The sequence below is a fragment of the Embleya sp. NPDC020630 genome (genome assembly GCF_044334985.1).
Classification (GTDB): domain Bacteria; phylum Actinomycetota; class Actinomycetes; order Streptomycetales; family Streptomycetaceae; genus Embleya.
In genome coordinates, this window is the sequence record NZ_JBIRUB010000004.1 from 1 (window position 1) to 16,370 (window position 16,370).

Consider the following 16,370-nt stretch of genomic DNA (forward strand, 5'->3'; position numbering starts at 1 on the left):
TCAGTTGCTCTCGCGTCACACCAAGACGATCTACCAGACCAGGACCGCCTTGACGACGAATCCCACAGATTGATCACAACCCGATACGCGACCTAGCCGCCGCCCTGGACCTGCCCGCCACGCACGCGGCGGTCCGGGTACAGCGGATGAAGGAGCAGCTGGAGGCGGCCCGGGTGGTGGTCCGCGCACTGGCCGCCACACCGCGCTGCACGGAGCTGTCCGCGCTCCTCGCCGACTGGAACGGAAGCCCGACCCCCCTGTGGCGCAAGCGCGTCACCCGCCACGCCCGCACGTGCCGAGTCTGCGGCGACCACGGCCGAGACCTGGCCCCGGCCGAGGCCCTACTCGCGGGCCTGGCCCTGCTGCCGCCGACGGTAACGCTGTGGCACCTGGCCACAGGGGCGGGGGCGGGGGCCGCGGCAATGGGCCCGGCGGGCGCGACGAGCACGGCGGGGGCTGCGGCTTCGGGCGGCGCGGCGGGCTCGGGCGCCGCTTACGGCTCGGCGGGCACCTCGGCTTCGGGCGGCGCGGCGGGCTCGGGCAGTGCTACCGGCTCGAGCGGCGCCTCCGGCTCGGCAGGCGCTACGGGCTCCGGCGGCGCGGCGGGCTCGGGCAGTGCTTCCGGCTCGGCGGATGCTGCGGGCGCGGGCGGCGCCGGGAACCCGGCCGGGCCGACGGACCCGGGCGGTGTCACGGACCCGGGCGGCGCCCTCGGCTCCGCCGGCGCTTCGAGTGCCGGCGCCGGGCCCGGTGGTGGGCCGCCCGCCCACGCCGACCTTCGGCCGGCTCGTCGGCTCCGGCATACCGCCACGATCGCCGCCGTCGCGCTCGTCCTCGTCGTACTGACCGCCGTCGTCCTCCTCGACCGGCCCCACCACGACACACCGGCCCGAAGCGCGGCCGGCCCGACACCGGTCGCCGCGACGCCGCCCTCACCGCTGCCGGCCACGACCCCGCCCCCGTCGCCGTCGCCGAGCACCGAGCCGTCCGCCGCCACCACCCCGCCGCCCACGACCCGCTCGACCGCCCCCGTCGACACCCGCGCCCGGCTCGAACGCGCCGTGGTCGACCTGGTGAACGCCGCGCGCGCCGAGCACGGTTGCGCCCCGGTGCGCGTCGACGACCGCCTCCGTACCGCCGCCCGCAAACACTCCGACGACATGGCGGCCCGACGCTTCTACGACCACGTCAACCCCGACGGAGTACGCGCCGACACCCGGATCACCGCCGCCGGATACCGGTGGCGACTGTGGGGCGAGAACCTGAATCGCGGCCGACCCGACGCCGCACACGTCGTCGACGAGTGGCTGGGCAGCCCGGTGCATCGGGCGAACATCCTCGACTGCGGCTTCACCGACCTCGGCGTCGGCGTCACGGTCGGCCCCGGCGGCACCACCTTCTGGACACAACTCTTCGCGGCACCGGCCTGATCGCCGACCGGCCGGGAAAATCCCGCGCCGATTTCCGTTATCTCCGCGCCCGCCCCGGCTCTCCCAGGCGTCACCGGCGTTCCGGCCGGTCGACGAGCCGTAGCCTCCGAGGAGCCACCCAGCGTGCAGCACCCCAAGCACTCGCAGCACCCCATGCACCCCATGCACCCGAAGCCCTCCGCGCACCGCAAGCGCCCAGCGCACCGCCACCGCCGAGCCGTCACCACGGCCGTGGCCGCCGCCCTGGCCGCGCTCGTCGCGGCCGGCTGCGGATCCACCGAACACCACGACGGCGCAAGCCGATCGACCGCCCCGAGCGCCGCCGTCCCGGCCACCGACCCCACCGCATCGGCGACGCCCTCCGCAACGACCCCGCCCTCGACCGGCGACCCGACCCCCTCCGGCGGCAACAACCCGGGCAGCACCGCCCCGTCGTCCCGCAAGCCCGCCCCGTCCACCATCACGAGCCGCCCCGGCACCGACGCCAAGTCCGGAACCGGAGCCGGCACTCGCCCCACCACCGCGTCCGCCGCCGACGGCCCGCCTGGAGCCAACCCCACCGTGCGCGGCAACCGCCCGCCCTCGCAGTCGATCACCGACGCCGAGGCCATGTCGCTGGAACTGCTCAACGCCGAACGGGCGAAGGTCGGCCTGCCGCCGCTGCGCGCGAGCGCCGACCTGAGCGCCTTCGCCCGCACCTGGGCCGAGCACATGCGCCGCAACGGCTTCGCCCACTCCGGCCGCGAGGCCGACGCGCTGGTCACCGGCCGGCGTACCGGCGTGGCCGAGAACATCGTGATGTGGGGCGACCCGGCCATGACCGCCCGCCAGGCCGCCGAGAAGTTCCAGGACATGTGGCGGCACAGCCCCGGCCACTACCGCAACCAGACCGACCCCTCCCACACGGAGGCGGGCATCGGCATCTTCCACGACGAGAGCGGTTGGTGGGGCGTACACGAGTTCGCCAACGGCTGAGCCCCCGACCCGCCGAGGCACGACCGCCCCGTCTCACCCCGCCGCGGCGCCCCCCGGCCGGAAGTCCGGGTGGTCGAGAAGGTCGGCCGCCAACGCCCGCGCATACGCCTCGTCCGTGTCCGGGATCGAGAAGACCACCCGGAAGTACAGCGGGGCGATGATGCGATCGATGACCTGCTGCCGAGTGGGGACCACCCGGCCCCGCTCGGCCGCCTTCGCGAGCAGTGCGTCGATCCGCACGGCGCACCGGTCCAGGCACCTCGCCAGCCCGGCCCGCCGGTCGTCGGGGTCCGGCGCCACCTCGGCCCGGAAGAACGCGATGCCGCCCGGCCGGGAGAAGTCGACCAGCGCCCACGCCGCGTAGCCGGCCAGATCCTCGTCCAGCGCGCCGGTGGGCTCGGGCGGCCGGTCGGTGTCGTGCCGGACCAGCGCCACATCCGCCAACAGCCCGGCCACCGTGCCCCAACGCCGGTACACGGTGGTCGGGTTGACCCCCGCCCGAGCCGCGACGGCGGGCATGGTCACCCGATCGGCGCCGAGTTCGCAGACCAGTTCGGTGGCCGCCCGATGCACCGCGGCCTGCACCCGGGCGCTGCGACCGCCCGGTCGGCTGGGACCGGGTACCCGGTCCGGGGCTGCGTTCATGCGGGTCATCTTAATGCAAAGAACTTTGCTATAGGGCTATCTCTGCGCTTAGTCTCACCCTAAAGCCAAGTCTTTTGCTTTAGGGGACACTCGTGACAACCGCCGCACCCGCGACCCGGTCGCACCCGCAGACCGCTCCGACATCCGGGCGAATATCCCGCCGCGCCGCGTTCTGGACGCTCGCCGGAATCCTGTTCGCCTTCATGTGCGCGGCGGCGGCCCCGTCCCCGCTCTACGTCGTCTACCAGTCCCGATGGCACTTCTCCGCGACCACCCTGACCGTGATCTTCGCGCTCTACGCACTGGCGCTGCTGATCGCGCTGATGGTGGTCGGGGCACTGTCCGACCACGTCGGCCGCCGCCCGGTGCTGATCGCCGCGCTCGCCGCCGAGGCCGTCGCGATGGCGCTGTTCGTGGTCGCCGACGCAGTCCCGTGGCTGCTCGCCGCCCGCGCGGTGCAGGGTCTCGCCACCGGCGCGGCCACCGGCGCGATCAGCGCCGGCGTGATGGACCTCCAGTCCGGCCGCCGCCCGAGCCTGGCCACCCTGGTCAACAGCGCGGGCCCCGGCATCGGACTCGGTGCCGGCGCCCTCGGCTCGGGCCTGCTGGTGGAGTACGCCCCCGCGCCCCGCGCGCTGGTCTTCGTCATCCTCGGCGTGCTGTTCCTGATCGGCATCGCCGCCGTCGCGGTGATGCCGGAGACCGCCCGGCCGCACCCCGGCGCGCTCGCCTCGCTGCGCCCCCGGGTCGGCGTCCCGTCCGGCACCCGGGGCCGATTCCTGGCCGTCGTCCCGACCCTGGTCGCCACCTGGGCCGTCGCCGGCCTGTACCTGTCGCTCGGCCCGTCGCTGGCGGCCGGCATCCTCGGCGTGCGCAGCCACCTGATCGGCGGTCTCGTCGTCTTCGCCCTGATGATCGCGACCGCGACCGCCTCGATCGTGCTCGGCGGTCGCAGGTCGCCCGTCCTGATGGCGGGCGGCTCGCTGACCCTGGCGCTCGGCCTCGGAGTCACCCTGACCGCCCTGCACGCCGGCTCGGTCCCGCTGTTCTTCGTCGGCACCGTGATCGCGGGCATCGGCTTCGGCAGCGCCTTCCTCGGCGCGTTCGGCATCCTCGCCACGATGGCCGAACCGAGCCGCCGGGCCGAGTTGTTCGCCACTGTGTACACGGTCAACTACCTGGCCTTCAGCCTCCCCGCCGTGGCCGCCGGCATGGCGGTGTCCCCGATCGGCCTGAGCCGCACCGCCGACATCTACGCGAGCACCGTGATCGTGATCGCCCTGGCCTCCGCACTTGGCGCGATCATGACCCGAAAAGCCGACAAAACGTCCTAAAATTGGACCATGGCCTCGCGCCGTCGTGCCCGGGGCCATGGCCCTCGCAAACTCGGGGACGAGCCGTCCTGGAGGACATCATGCGCAAGGTCGTCGACTGCCGGGACTTCCCCAGCGAAACGAATTGCAGCCTCACCATCGCCGGCACCGAGGACGAGGTCGTCGTGGCCGCCGCCCAGCACGCCCAGACGGTGCACGGCCACACCGACAACCCCGAACTCCGCGAAGAAATCCGCAAGTCCCTCAAGGACGAGGAACCCGGCCGCTGACCGTACGCCGGAAAGGCATTCCGCCGGTTTACCGCCGCGCCGCGCGGCCACAGTCCACGCATGCCCCCACACGAGACCGCTCCGTCCGCGCCGGACCCCGTGACCGCGCTGGACCGCATCGCCTTCCTGCTCGAACGCGACCAGGCGCCCACGTACCGGGTCAAGGCGTTCCGCACCGCGTCCGCCGTGATCGCCGGACTCGATCCGGCGGAGCTGCGCACTCGGGTCGCCAGGCACACGCTGGGCGAGCTGAAGGGCATCGGCCCCAAGACGGCGGATGTGATCGAGCAGGCGCAGGCCGGCCTGGTCCCGGGCTATCTCGCCGAGCTGGAGGCTCGCCCGTCGCCGCTGCCCACCGCCGGCGCCGCGCTGCTCGCCGCCCAGCGCGGCGACTGTCACATGCACTCGGACTGGTCCGACGGCGGCAGCCCGATCGACGTGATGGCCAGTGCCGCCCGAGACCTGGGCCATGAGTGGACCGTGCTCACCGACCACTCCCCCCGGCTGACCGTGGCCCGAGGGCTGACCGCCGACCGGCTGCGCGCCCAGCTCGACGTGGTCGCCGAACTCGCCGCCGAACTGGCCCCGTTCCGCCTGCTCACCGGCATCGAGTGCGACATCCTCGACGACGGTTCGCTGGACCAGGAGCCCGAACTCCTGGCCCGCCTCGACGTGGTCGTCGCCTCGGTGCACTCCAAACTGCGCATGGACGCCCCCGCGATGACCCACCGCCTGCTGACCGCCGTCCGCAACCCCCGGGTGAACGTGCTCGGGCACTGTACGGGCCGGCTCATCCAGGGCAAGGGCCGCCCGGAGTCCACCTTCGACGCCGAGGCGGTGTTCGCGGCCTGCGCCGAGTCGGACACCGCAGTGGAGATCAACTGCCGCCCCGAACGCCGGGACCCCCCGACCCGGCTGATCCGGCGCGCACTGGCCGCGGGCGTGTACTTCTCGATCGACACCGACGCACACGCCCCCGGCCAACTCGACTGGCAGGCGCACGGCTGCGCCCGGGCCGAGGAGTGCGAGGTACCGGCGGAACGGGTGATCACCACATGGCCGGTGGACCGACTGCTTGCCTGGACGCGCCCGGCTGGGGACTGACCCGCTACTCCCCCGCGTCGGAGCCCGAATCCGCGTCGCCCCGCTCCCGCGAGACCGCCTGGCGCCGCCCGATCACCGAGGCCGCCGCCGCGGCGCTGCCGGTGAACGCGAGGCCCACCACCCACGGCCGGTCCAGCACGTGGCAGGTCGCGTGGTCGATCGAGAACCGCCCGGGCCCGGCGAGCCCGATCCCGGCCGCGACGAAGCCCAGGAAGGCCGGATACTCGAAGCCGCCCGACTGGGCGAAGAACCCGGCGGGCGCGTGCACCGAGACCGCGCCGGCCATCGCGCCGGCCGCCGCCGCGCCTGCCGCCGGGGTGGCCAGGCCGAGTGCGAGCAGTACACCGCCGCCGGCCTCGCCCAGCCCGGCCGCCAGCGCGCTCTGCCGACCCGGGCGAAAGCCCATGCCTTCCATCGCGGAGCCGGTGCCGCTCAGCCCGTGACCGCCGAACCAGCCGAACAACTTCTGCGCGCCGTGCGCGAACAGGACGCCGCCGGTGCCGAGGCGCAGCGCCAGCAGACCTACGTCCTTGCGAACCGACAACCGGGTATGCCTCACCAGCCGGATGGGGAGCGACAGCAACATGGGAGGGACCTTCCTGGGGGTGGGTCCCCTCAGTGTCGACTCGCCGCCGACACCCCCGCCTGCGGTGCTGCGCCGTCGGGGGGACGGGCGGCGTCAGTGTCCGCGGGCCCGGCTGGGCTGCACCCGGGGCGGCTCGCCCGGCATCTTGGGGTGGTCCGGCGGATACGGCAGGTCGCCGACGCCGTGGTCCCGGGCCTGGCGGTCGGCCAACTCGAGGGCCGGGCGCAGGTCGAAGGCGTGCTCCGCCATGTCGGCGTGCACGTCGCCGAGGCGGGCGTAGCGCGCCGGCATGCTGCCCAGGTCGAAGTCGTCGGGGTGCGCGTCGTCCACCTCGTCCCAGGTCAGCGGCGCGGAGACGGTCGCGCGGACGGTGGGCCGGGGCGAGTAGGCGGCGGCGATGGTGCGGTCGCGGGCCATCTGGTTGTAGTCGACGAAGATGCGCTCGCCGCGCTCCTCCTTCCACCAGGCGGTGGTCACCCGATCGGGCATCCGCGCCTCCAGCTCGCGGGCCAGTGCGATCACCGCGCGCCGTACCTCGGTGAACTCCCAGTCGGGGCGGATCGGCACGTACAGGTGCAGACCGCGACCGCCGGAGGTCTTCGGCCACGCGGTGAGTCCGTACTCGTCCAGCACCTCGCGCATCGCGTGTGCGGCGTGGATCGCGTCGGCGAAGTCGGTGCCGGGTTGCGGGTCCAGGTCGATGCGCAGTTCGTCGGGGTGTTCGGTGTCGGTGCGGCGGACCGGCCAGGGGTGGAAGGTCAGGGTGCCGAGGTTGGCCGCCCAGACCAGGGCGGCCACGGTGTCCGGGGCCATCTCGTCGGCGAAGCGGCCGCTGGGAAAGGTGATCCGGGCGGTGGGGATCCATTCCGGCAGGTTCTTGGGCACCCGCTTCTGGAAGAACGACTCGCCGGTGAGGCCGTGCACGAAGCGTTGCAACGTGGTGGGCCGGTCGCGCAGGCCCCGGAGCATGCCGTCACCGACCGCGATCACGTAGCGGACCAGGTCTCCCTTGGTGAACCCGCGCTCGGGGTAGTAGACCTTGTCGACGCTGCTCACCCGGACGGATCTGCCGTCGATCTCGAATTCCTCGGCCTCGCTCATGCCTCAGGGTAGGCGGATTCGTCCAATTTAGTCCTATTTGACACTGCCCTGTTCAGCCATGTTTTGTCTCCGCACGGCCGCTGCGGAGGCGACCGCTCCGGGCCCCGCGCACACTGGGCCGCATGCGCCTTCCCGTGATGCCCCCGGTCAAGCCGATGCTCGCCAAGGCCGCCGCGCGGATTCCCCCCGGCCTGCACTACGAGGCCAAATGGGACGGGTTCCGGGCGATCGTCTTCCGGGACGGCGACGAGGTGCTGATCGGCAGCCGCAACACCAAGCCGCTGGATCGTTACTTCCCCGACGTGGTCGAGGCGGCGCTGCGGCTGCTCCCGCCGCGCTGCGTACTGGACGGGGAGCTGGTCATCGCGCTGGACGGGCGGCTCGACTTCGATCGGCTCCAGGACCGGATTCACCCGGCATCCTCGCGCGTTCGGCATCTGGCCGAGACCACGCCGGCCTCCTTCGTGGCGTTCGACCTGCTGGCACTGGGCGACGAGTCGTATCTGGCCCGCCCGCTGACCGAACGGCGGGCCGCGTTGGAGGCGGCGCTGGCCGACGCGGTGCCGCCGATCCACGTCGCGCCGGCCACCACCGACGCGGCCGTGGCGCAGGACTGGTTCGACCGCTTCGAGGGCGCCGGCCTGGACGGGATCGTGGCCAAGGACCCGGCCGGTCCGTACCTGCCCGACGAGCGGGCGATGGTCAAGGTCAAGCACGAGCGCACGGCGGACTGCGTGGTGGCCGGATACCGCGAGCACAAGTCGGGGCCGGTGGTCGGCTCGCTGCTGCTCGGGCTGTACGACGACCGGGGTCGGCTCCAGCACGTGGGGGTGAGCGCGGCGTTCACCGCGGCCCGACGGGCCGAGCTGGTCGAGGAGTTGGCGCCGTACCGGATGACCGAACCGACCGGGCACCCGTGGGCGCACTGGGCCGAGGCCGAGGCGCACGAGAGCGACCGGCTGCCGGGCGCGATCACCCGCTGGTCGGGCGGCCGGCTCTCGGACTGGGTACCGCTACGGCCGGAGTTGGTCTGCGAGGTGGCCTACGACCACGTCCAGGGCGACCGCTTCCGGCACACCACCCGTTTTCGCCGGTGGCGTACCGACAAGGACCCGGCCGAATGCACCTACGAACAACTCGCCGAGCCGACCCGCTACGACCTGGCCGACGTGCTCGGTGCCCGATAGCGCACGCGTCCGGATCCCGAAGCGGCCTACCCTGCGGCCCGTTCGTCGGGTGCCTCCGTCGTGGTCGCCAGGATCGAGCGCAGGCCGTGGCGGTCCCGGACGCCTGTCTTGCGGTAGGCCCGGCCCAGCGTGTTGTCGACGGTGCGGATCGACAGACCGCAGTGCCCGGCGATCTCCCGGCTGGTATACCCGTCGGCGGCCATCAGCGCGATCTGGTGTTCCCGCGCGCTGAGCGCTCCGGCGGCGGACAGGGACACCAGGCCCGGCGTCGCGGCACCCTCGCACCGGGTCGTCAGGAGCAGGGCTCGCGCATGGGCGCGCCGCGCCGCCGCCTCCCGGTTCGGCCCGTGCGCGGCGCGGCGCAGTCGGGCGGCCTCGGCCAGGCATTCGGCGGCGAGCAGTGTCGCGCCGAGCGCGGCCCACGCGTCGGAGGCGGCGTCCAGCGCGACGGGGTCGGCGTCGGCGACCGCGCGGGCGTGCGCGGTGCGGGCGGCCGCGTGGGTGCCCTGGGCCTCGTCGGTCAGCGCGGCCAGGCGGCGTGCGGCGGCGCGGTCGCCCCAGCGGACCAGGTCGTGTTCGAGCACGCGGGCGCCGGTTGAATCACCGCGAAGGCGGGCGGTCCCGGCGGCGTCGCGCAGGAGCGCATGGGCCTCGTCGGCGTGCCCCCGGCAGCGCAGTACCCAGGCGTGCGCACGCAGCGTGTCCCATCCGCACAGCGCGGGGTCGGCGGCGGCGACGGTGTCCGCGAGCCGCGCCGCCTCGGGCCCGACGTGGCCGGCGTACGCGTGGGCCAGCACCAGGCCCGCGAGGGCGCGGTGTTCGGCGAAGCCGTGGCCCTGTACATGGGCCTGGGCCCGGGCCTCGGCGAACAGCGAGGCGGCCTGCCGTACCCGGCCGCGTTCCAGCGCGATCCGGCCGTGGACCCATCCGAACCAGACGACCAGCGCCGGGACCGGTGCACGCAGCAGTTCGTCCAGGTTCTCCGCGAGCACCCGCTCGGCGTCGTCGAGCGGGCCCGCTTCGAGCAGTGCCCAGGCGAGCAGGTAGGCGCTGCGGGCCGGATAGAACACCTCGGTGCGGTCGGTCAGTTCGCGGTGCGCGGCGTGTGCGGTGCGGGCCGTGCGGATCGCGTCCAGGGGCCGTGAGCTCGCGAGTTCGACGCGCAGCCGGGCCTGGAGGTACAGCACGAGTTCCGGCGTCGCCCGGTCCTCGGCGAGAGCGACCGCGGCGAGCGCGGCGCGCGCCTGCTCGACCCGGCCGGTGGCGCCCAGGATGATCGAGGTCCACGCGGACACCACGGGCGAGGGGCCGGCTAGGCGCTCGGCCTCGCGCAGCACGGCCAACGCCCGGGGCAGGTCGCCCGGGCCGTAGAAGTGCTGGACGGCGAGGGTCAGCGCGACCGAGTGCACCTCGGCCCGCCCGGCCGCGGCGAACGCCTCCTCCAGGACGGTGATGCCCTCGGCGAACGCGCCCCGCTGCCCGAGCGCTTCGCCGAGGAGCACCCCGGCCCGCGCGTTCGGCCCGTGTCGCAGGGCGGCGCGGGCCAGCCGGCACATGGTGTCCACGTCGCCCCTGCCCAGCGCCTCCTCGGCGCCGCGCAGCAGGAGTTCGGGGTCGGCGGTGCCGGTGGCGGCCAACTCCCACCGGGCCAGGTCGAGATGGTCGCCGACCCGATGGGCCCCGTGCGCGCGGACCCGCGCAACCTGGCCCAACAGCAGTGCGCGGGCTCGCAGTCGGCCCACCCCGGCACGCAGCACGGGTCCGTGGGCGGGCTGCGCGAGGGCCAGGCGCTCGCGGCGGTCGTGCCGGCGCAGATCGAGCAGTCGCCGCTCCTCCAGGTCGGCCAAAACCTCCGGCGTCGTCTCCGCCGGCACGTCGCGCAGCCCGATCGGGCCGCACAGCGCGAGCAGTTCGAGCAGGGCGCGCCGATCGGGCGGCAGCCGGTCGATGCGCGCGTCGAAGGAGACTCCGTCGAGAGTGTCGGCCAAGGACCGCTTCAGACACCAGACCCCGTGCGCCGGGCCGATGCGGTCGTCGGCGATCGCGGCGCGCAATGCCTCGCGCATGTGCAGCGGGTTGCCGTGGCCCGCGGTCCACAGGGCCCGGGCGGCCAGGCTCGCGATCGGGGCGTCCAGCGCGGCGGCGAGCAGGGCCCGGGCCCGCTCCGGGTCCAGCGCGAGGAGCGGCAGGTGGCGCACCGCGCCGCGCCGCCACCACGCGCGCAGCGGGTCGGGCCAGTCCACGCCGTCGGGCAGCGTGGCGAGCACGAAGGCCACCTCCTCGGCCAGCAGCAGCGCGAGCAGGGCCGAGGAGGTCGCGTCCAGCAGGTGCACGTCGTCCACGGCGACCACGGTGCGGCGTTCGCCGACCGCCCGGCGTGCGGCCAGGTGCTCGCGTACCAGCGCGAAGAACGCACCGGGCGTCTCCGGGCGGGCCCCGCCGGGCAGCAGCGGGGTCAGCGCCGACAGGGCCACGGAGGTCGACGCACGCGTGGCCCGCACCCGTACGACGTGTCGGGCCCGGTCGGCGCGGGCCGCTCTCGCGGACCCACCGGGCGCCCCCTCCCCGGTCAGGCCGGCCAGGAATTCCTCCACGAGCCGACTCCTGCCGATCCCGCCCGCGCCGGTGACCACGACGCCGACACAGGTCGACGCGCGTAGCGCCCGGTCGAGTTCGACCAGTTCCGCGTCCCGACCCACGAACGGCGGACGTGCGTGCACCCTCGCGATCCCCGGTGCGTTCCCCATCGTGCCCCCCTGCGACGTTCCCGGCAGCATGCCAGTCCCGCGCCGCTGCCACGCGGGTTCGCCGGGGCCGGGTCCGATGCAAAGGCCCACGCACCCGTGGCCCGATGGAGTAACCGTGGCCGCGGAATGGAGTAGTGGGCCACTCTGTGCCGCCCCGCCGGACCGGGGAAGAGTGGGCCGCGCAACGGGCGGGCCGAGGGGACGGTCCGCCCTCGGAGGGGGGACACGATGAGGAACACGAGGCGGTTGCGCCGTCGACTGGCGCCGCTGGCACTGATCACGGTGCTCGCGGCCGGCACGGTCACGGTGGGCACGGCGTCGGCGGAGCGTTGCCAGGACTGCGAGCCGGGCGGTGGCGGTGGTGGGGGCGGCACCGGCGGTGGCACCGGCGGCGGAGGTACCGGAGGCGGCACCGGCCCGAACGTACCCACGCGGCACGTCAAGCTGACCGGCTCCGTCGCGATGAAGGACGCCGAGGGCATGTTCAACGACGACAAGTTCTGCTCCGACGCCTTCACCTACGAACTGGCCGCCCCGATCGGGCAGTGGACGGTGAGCCGGCGGGACAGCTTCTGCGGCGGCGAGGTGCGGGTGGAGACCTACATGGACGTCTTCCCGGCGACCGACGGCACGATGCAGGCCGTGCTGCGGGTCAAGTTGTTCGAGGGGACGGACTACCAGACCCGGGATCTCGATGGCGAGGGCAGCGCGATCGTGCCGACCCTCGCCGCGGGCGCTTCGGCCGCCACGCGGGTCTCGGTACTCAGCGACGAGGCGGGGGCGAGCGACTACGGCAGCTCCTCCGTCACCTTCACCAACGCATAGGGGGTCGAACACATGCGAAACACACTGTGGCGCCGGACGCGCAGGGCGGCGACACTCGCCGCGAGCACCACGCTGGTCCTCGGCGCACTCACCGTCGGCTCCGCGTCGGCGCAGCGGTGCGAGGACTGTGAGCCGGGCGGCGGTGGCGGCGGCACGGGCGGCGGCCCGACCACTCCGGTGGTCTACCGACACGTCGCCCTGGAGGGCTGGCTGAACCTGTACGACCACGAGGGGGGCAACAGCTACACCCGCTGCGAGGGCAGCGGCGGCGACTACTTTTGGTACGACCTCCAGGCTCCCGTCGGGCAGTGGACCACGAGTCGGCGGGACAGCTTCTGCGGGGGCGAGGTTCGGCTGGAGACCAGGATCGCGGTCCGGCCGAACGCGGACGGCACCCTGGACTATCGCGGCGAGCAGTTGTTGTACGAGGGCACCACCACGCACAGCAACGACCTCGACGGCAAGGCGACCATCACGGAGAGCACCGTGGCGCCGGGAGCCACCACGGGGTTGGACGTCTCGGCGCTCAACGGCAACGAACAGGGCCACCTGGTATTCAACTTCGGCCAGGTCGACGACACGTTCCGGGTCTCGCTCGCCTGGGTGCACGACACGAGCGACCCCACCGACTACACGATCTCCCGCTTCCGGATCCACAACGTCTGACCGACCGGTCCCGGCACGCCGACGGCTTCCCGCGCTCGCGCGCGGGAAGCCGTCGGGTTCAGGTGCGGGCCAGGTCCACGAACAGGGCGCTGGACCAGCCGAAGCCGGAGGTGGCTCGCCCGGCTCGGGCACCGGTGAGCGGGTTCCAGTACTCGTACAGGCCGCCGCCCTCGGCCACCATCCGTACCGTGCGCTCGGTCAACTCGTCGGCCACGTCCGGGTATCCGGATCGGCGCAGGCCCTCGATCAGCAGGTAGTTGACGTTGAGCCAGACCGGCCCGCGCCACATCGCGTCCGGGTCGAAGTCCGGGTCGTCGAACGCGACGGTGGGCACCGGGCGTTCGCCCCAAAAGCTCGCCGAGCGCAGGTCGGCGACCAGTCGGTCGGCGATGGCGCGCGGCAGTCGGCCGGTGAGCAGCGGCAGCAGTTCCAGCGGGGTGCGGGTGGCCACCGCGCGGCCCGCCGAGACGGTACCGAAGCGCTCGCCGTCCCAGCGGCGGGCGATCAGCAACTCGGTGTGCGCGGCCGCGCGTTCGCGCCAGCCGGCGGCCTCGTCCACCCGGCCGAGTGCCTCGGCGATGTCGCCGAGGACGTCGAACTGGAGCGCCAGGTAGGAGTTCAGGTCCGGCGGTTCGGCGCGCGGGCCGTAGTCCCAGACGGGGCTGTCGTCCAGGCCGCTGGAGTACGGGTGCAGGTATTCGGCCAGGCCGTCCCCGTCGGGGTCGGAGTGGGTGAGCCACCACTGCTGGGAGCGCACGAGCGGCTCGTAGACCTCGGCCAGGAAGTCGAGGTCGGGTGCGGCACGGTGGATCTTCCACACCGCCCACGCGGTCAGCGGCGGCTTGGTCACCGGGACCACCTCGCCGGTCGACGCGGCGGCGGCCTCCTCCGCTCCCAGGGCGCTGCCGACGTGCTCGGCCAGCCGGGCCCGGTCGGAGCGGGGCAGGTCGGTGGTCTCGGCCAGCACCCCCTCGTCGTGCACGACGTCGGGGATCAGCCCGTCGGGGCGCTGGTGGGCGAGCAGGATCCGGATCTGGTCCCGGGCCAGTTCGGCATCGCCGTGGCGCAGCGCGATGGCGTGGAAGTACGCGTCCCAGTTCCACACCCCGACGTAGCCGAAGCGGGACGGGACCAGGCCCTCGCGCCCGCCCGCCTGCCCGATCGGCAGCAGGTTGATCCCGAGCGTCCACCAGGCGAGCGCCGCCCGCTCGCGCAGGTCGGCGCGCACGGCCGGCATACGCTCGAACCAGGCCGTCCAGCGGGCCCGGGCCGCGCCCAGGACGGTCGGCGCGTCGGGCGCGTCCTTGCCGACCAGTACCAGCCGGCCGTCGATCGCGGCGCCGTGCGCGATGCCGTCCGCGTCGAGCCATTCGGCCCGCGCGCCGGTGCCGGTGAGCACGAGGGTGTCCGCGTCGGCGAAGGCCAGGTGTACCCCGCCCGCGAAGGCGATCCGGTCCGGGCGCGCGGCCCGGATCGGCAGCGCCGTGCCGTCGGCCGCGCGGATCCGCAGCGCGGTGAGCACGATCGTCTCGCTCAGCCGCGTCTCGTACTCGGACCGGGCGACCCACAGGTCGCCGTCGTCCGCGGCGAGCACGAGCAGTCGCGATCCCCGGTCGGTGAAGGGGCGTTCGCGCAGGTCCAGCGCCACCAGGTCGAGTAGGGGCGTGGGCATGTCAGCGTCCTCCCATGCCGGATGCCGCCATGCTGTTGATGATCTTCCGCTGGCCGATCACGAAGGCGATCAGCATCGGCACCACGGAGATCGTCGACGCGGCGAGCAGCAGGCCGTAGTCCAGTCCGCCGTGCTGGCCCTTGAACGAGGCGAGCAACATCGGAACGGTGAATTTGTCCTCCGAGTTCAGGAAGATCAGCGGGTAGATGAAGCTGTTCCAACTGCCCAGGAAGACGATGATGCCCAGGGCCGCCATGCCCGGCTTGATGTTGGGCAGCACGATCCGGGTGAAGATCGTCCACCGGTTCGCGCCGTCGAGGCGGGCGGCCTCCTCCAGTTCGATCGGTACCGCGCGGATGAACTGGCGCATCATGAACACCGCGAACGGGTTGGCGATGGCGGGCAGGATCAGCGCCAGGTGGGTGTCGATCCAGCCGAAGTGCGACAACATCACGTACAGCGGCACCAGGGTGACCTGGGTGGGCACCATCTGGGTGAGCAGGAAGACCACGAACAGCGAACGCGAGAACGGGAAGTCGATCCGGCTGAACGCGTAGGCCGCCATCGAGGCGGTGAGCAGGGTGGCCACGACGGTGATCGCGGCGATGTAGAAGCTGTTCCAGTAGGCGCGCCCGAACGGCATCGCGTCCAGGGCGTCGGGGAAGTTGCTCGCCCGCCAGGGATCCGGGATCCAGGACAGCGGATCCTGGATCATCTGCCCCTCGCCCTTGAACGCGGTGAGCAACATCCAGATGAACGGGAACACCATCAGCAGCCCGCCCACGACGAGCAGGGTGTGCAATGCGACGGTGCCGATACGACGGCGGATGGCCGTGACCATCACGACCCTCCTCTCCTACGACTCGTAGTGGACGAAGCGCTTTTGCGCGCGGAACTGGACGAGGGTCACCACGATCGTCATCAGCGTCAGGAGCAGGGCGGCGGCGCTGCTGGCGCCGAACTCGAACTTCTTGAAGCCCAGGTCGTAGACCTGGTACACGATCGTGCGCGCGCCCTCGTTGTGGTCGGGGTCGACGAGCACGTAGATCTGGTCGAACGCCTGGAAGGAGCTGATCACCGCGACCACGAAGGAGAAGAAGATGGTCGGCGACAGCAGCGGCAGCGTCACGTGTCGGAAGATGCGCAGCGGGCCCGCGCCGTCGATCCGGGCCACCTCGGTCAGGTGTGCCGGGATGGACTGGAGGCCGGCCAGGAAGATCACCACGTTCAGCCCGAGCGAGGACCAGATGGTCACCGCCGCGATCGCGACCATCACCCAGTCGGGGTCGTTGAGCCAGTCGGGCAGGGTGATCCCGAACCAGTCGTGCACGGTGTTGTTGAGCATGCCCAGATCGCCGCTGGCGAGGAGCATCTGCCAGATCACCGCGACCGCCACCGAACTGGTGACCACGGGCAGGAAGTAGACCACCCGATAGAAGGTCTTGCCGCGCACGTTGTTCAGCGCCATGGCGATCAACAACGCCAGAGCCAGGCCCACGGGCACCGTGATCAGGCCCAGGGTCAGCGTGTTCAGGACCGCGTCGCGGAAGGTGGGGTCGGACAGCTGGGTCTGGAAGTTGTCGAGACCGACCCAGGACTTCTCACCCAGGCCGTCCCACTTCATGAACGCCAGCACGACCGCGAAGCCGAGCGGGATCAGGGTGAACAGCAGCAGGAAGGCCAGTTGCGGCCCGAGGAAGAGGGCGGCCCACCACCGTTCCCGACGCCGCCGGCCCCGAAGGGACCGGCGGCGCTCGGAGGTTTCCTCGGTGGTCGGGCGCCGTGTGTCGGTCGTGCGGCTGAGCGTGGACGTGGTCACGGCGGCCCCC

The 16,370-nt window shown here is 73.1% G+C and carries 15 protein-coding genes; 8 read left to right on the forward strand and 7 right to left on the reverse strand.

The features are described from left to right. Window positions 1-146: 146 nt before the first annotated feature. Both ACH4XV_RS15645 and ACH4XV_RS15650 read left to right on the forward strand, forming a co-directional pair. On the forward strand, window positions 147-1,430 hold the full coding sequence (locus ACH4XV_RS15645) for a CAP domain-containing protein (RefSeq protein ID WP_395790016.1): 1,284 nt from the start codon (window positions 147-149) through the stop codon (window positions 1,428-1,430). Window positions 1,431-1,553: 123 nt separating this feature from the next. Beyond that, a complete protein-coding gene (locus ACH4XV_RS15650; protein ID WP_395790018.1) occupies window positions 1,554-2,405 on the forward strand; it encodes a CAP domain-containing protein in 852 nt (283 codons plus the stop codon). Between the two features lie 33 nt (window positions 2,406-2,438). Here ACH4XV_RS15650 and ACH4XV_RS15655 read toward each other — a convergent pair whose 3' ends face one another. Continuing rightward, window positions 2,439-3,050 (reverse strand): TetR/AcrR family transcriptional regulator, encoded by a 612-nt coding sequence (locus tag ACH4XV_RS15655; protein ID WP_395790020.1) that lies wholly within the window; start codon window positions 3,048-3,050, stop codon window positions 2,439-2,441. Window positions 3,051-3,142: 92 nt separating this feature from the next. On the opposite strand from ACH4XV_RS15655, the gene ACH4XV_RS15660 reads away from it, so the two are divergent. The 3 genes from ACH4XV_RS15660 (at window position 3,143) to ACH4XV_RS15670 (ending at window position 5,757) form a co-directional block, all read left to right on the forward strand. Continuing rightward, a complete protein-coding gene (locus ACH4XV_RS15660; RefSeq protein ID WP_395790022.1) occupies window positions 3,143-4,384 on the forward strand; it encodes an MFS transporter in 1,242 nt (413 codons plus the stop codon). Window positions 4,385-4,464: 80 nt separating this feature from the next. Then, window positions 4,465-4,653, forward strand: a complete 189-nt coding sequence (locus tag ACH4XV_RS15665; RefSeq protein WP_380001792.1) for a DUF1059 domain-containing protein — start codon at window positions 4,465-4,467, stop codon at window positions 4,651-4,653. Between the two features lie 60 nt (window positions 4,654-4,713). After that, a complete protein-coding gene (locus tag ACH4XV_RS15670; RefSeq protein ID WP_395790024.1) occupies window positions 4,714-5,757 on the forward strand; it encodes a PHP domain-containing protein in 1,044 nt (347 codons plus the stop codon). Window positions 5,758-5,761: 4 nt separating this feature from the next. Here the strand turns inward: ACH4XV_RS15670 and ACH4XV_RS15675 are convergent, their stop codons facing one another. Both ACH4XV_RS15675 and ligD read right to left on the reverse strand, forming a co-directional pair. Continuing rightward, window positions 5,762-6,343, reverse strand: coding sequence for a DoxX family protein (locus ACH4XV_RS15675; protein ID WP_395790026.1), 582 nt, complete (start codon window positions 6,341-6,343; stop codon window positions 5,762-5,764). Between the two features lie 93 nt (window positions 6,344-6,436). Further along, the gene (gene ligD, locus ACH4XV_RS15680) at window positions 6,437-7,444 is read right to left on the reverse strand and encodes a non-homologous end-joining DNA ligase (RefSeq protein ID WP_395790028.1); all 1,008 of its coding nucleotides are present in this window, start codon (window positions 7,442-7,444) and stop codon (window positions 6,437-6,439) included. Between the two features lie 122 nt (window positions 7,445-7,566). Between ligD and ACH4XV_RS15685 the strand changes: the two genes are divergently transcribed. Next, entirely contained in the window at window positions 7,567-8,631 is a 1,065-nt protein-coding gene (locus ACH4XV_RS15685; protein WP_395790030.1) for an ATP-dependent DNA ligase, read from the forward strand. 26 nt (window positions 8,632-8,657) lie between these two features. Here ACH4XV_RS15685 and ACH4XV_RS15690 read toward each other — a convergent pair whose 3' ends face one another. Next, on the reverse strand, window positions 8,658-11,351 hold the full coding sequence (locus ACH4XV_RS15690; RefSeq protein ID WP_395790032.1) for an AAA family ATPase: 2,694 nt from the start codon (window positions 11,349-11,351) through the stop codon (window positions 8,658-8,660). Between the two features lie 255 nt (window positions 11,352-11,606). Between ACH4XV_RS15690 and ACH4XV_RS15695 the strand changes: the two genes are divergently transcribed. Continuing rightward, window positions 11,607-12,203, forward strand: a complete 597-nt coding sequence (locus tag ACH4XV_RS15695; RefSeq protein WP_395790034.1) for a hypothetical protein — start codon at window positions 11,607-11,609, stop codon at window positions 12,201-12,203. A 12-nt stretch (window positions 12,204-12,215) separates the two neighbouring features. Further along, complete coding sequence (locus ACH4XV_RS15700; protein ID WP_395790036.1) at window positions 12,216-12,869, forward strand: hypothetical protein; 654 nt, start codon at window positions 12,216-12,218, stop codon at window positions 12,867-12,869. 58 nt (window positions 12,870-12,927) lie between these two features. Here ACH4XV_RS15700 and ACH4XV_RS15705 read toward each other — a convergent pair whose 3' ends face one another. Genes ACH4XV_RS15705 through ACH4XV_RS15715 form a run of 3 tightly spaced genes read right to left on the reverse strand, consistent with a single transcriptional unit; the run spans window position 12,928 to window position 16,360 of the window. Beyond that, window positions 12,928-14,541, reverse strand: a complete 1,614-nt coding sequence (locus ACH4XV_RS15705) for an amylo-alpha-1,6-glucosidase (RefSeq protein WP_395790038.1) — start codon at window positions 14,539-14,541, stop codon at window positions 12,928-12,930. 1 nt (window position 14,542) lies between these two features. Beyond that, entirely contained in the window at window positions 14,543-15,382 is an 840-nt protein-coding gene (locus ACH4XV_RS15710; protein ID WP_380028635.1) for a carbohydrate ABC transporter permease, read from the reverse strand. Between the two features lie 15 nt (window positions 15,383-15,397). After that, window positions 15,398-16,360 carry a carbohydrate ABC transporter permease gene (locus ACH4XV_RS15715; RefSeq protein ID WP_395790040.1) on the reverse strand — a complete coding sequence of 321 codons (963 nt, stop codon included), beginning with the start codon at window positions 16,358-16,360 and terminating at the stop codon, window positions 15,398-15,400. Window positions 16,361-16,370: the final 10 nt, after the last annotated feature.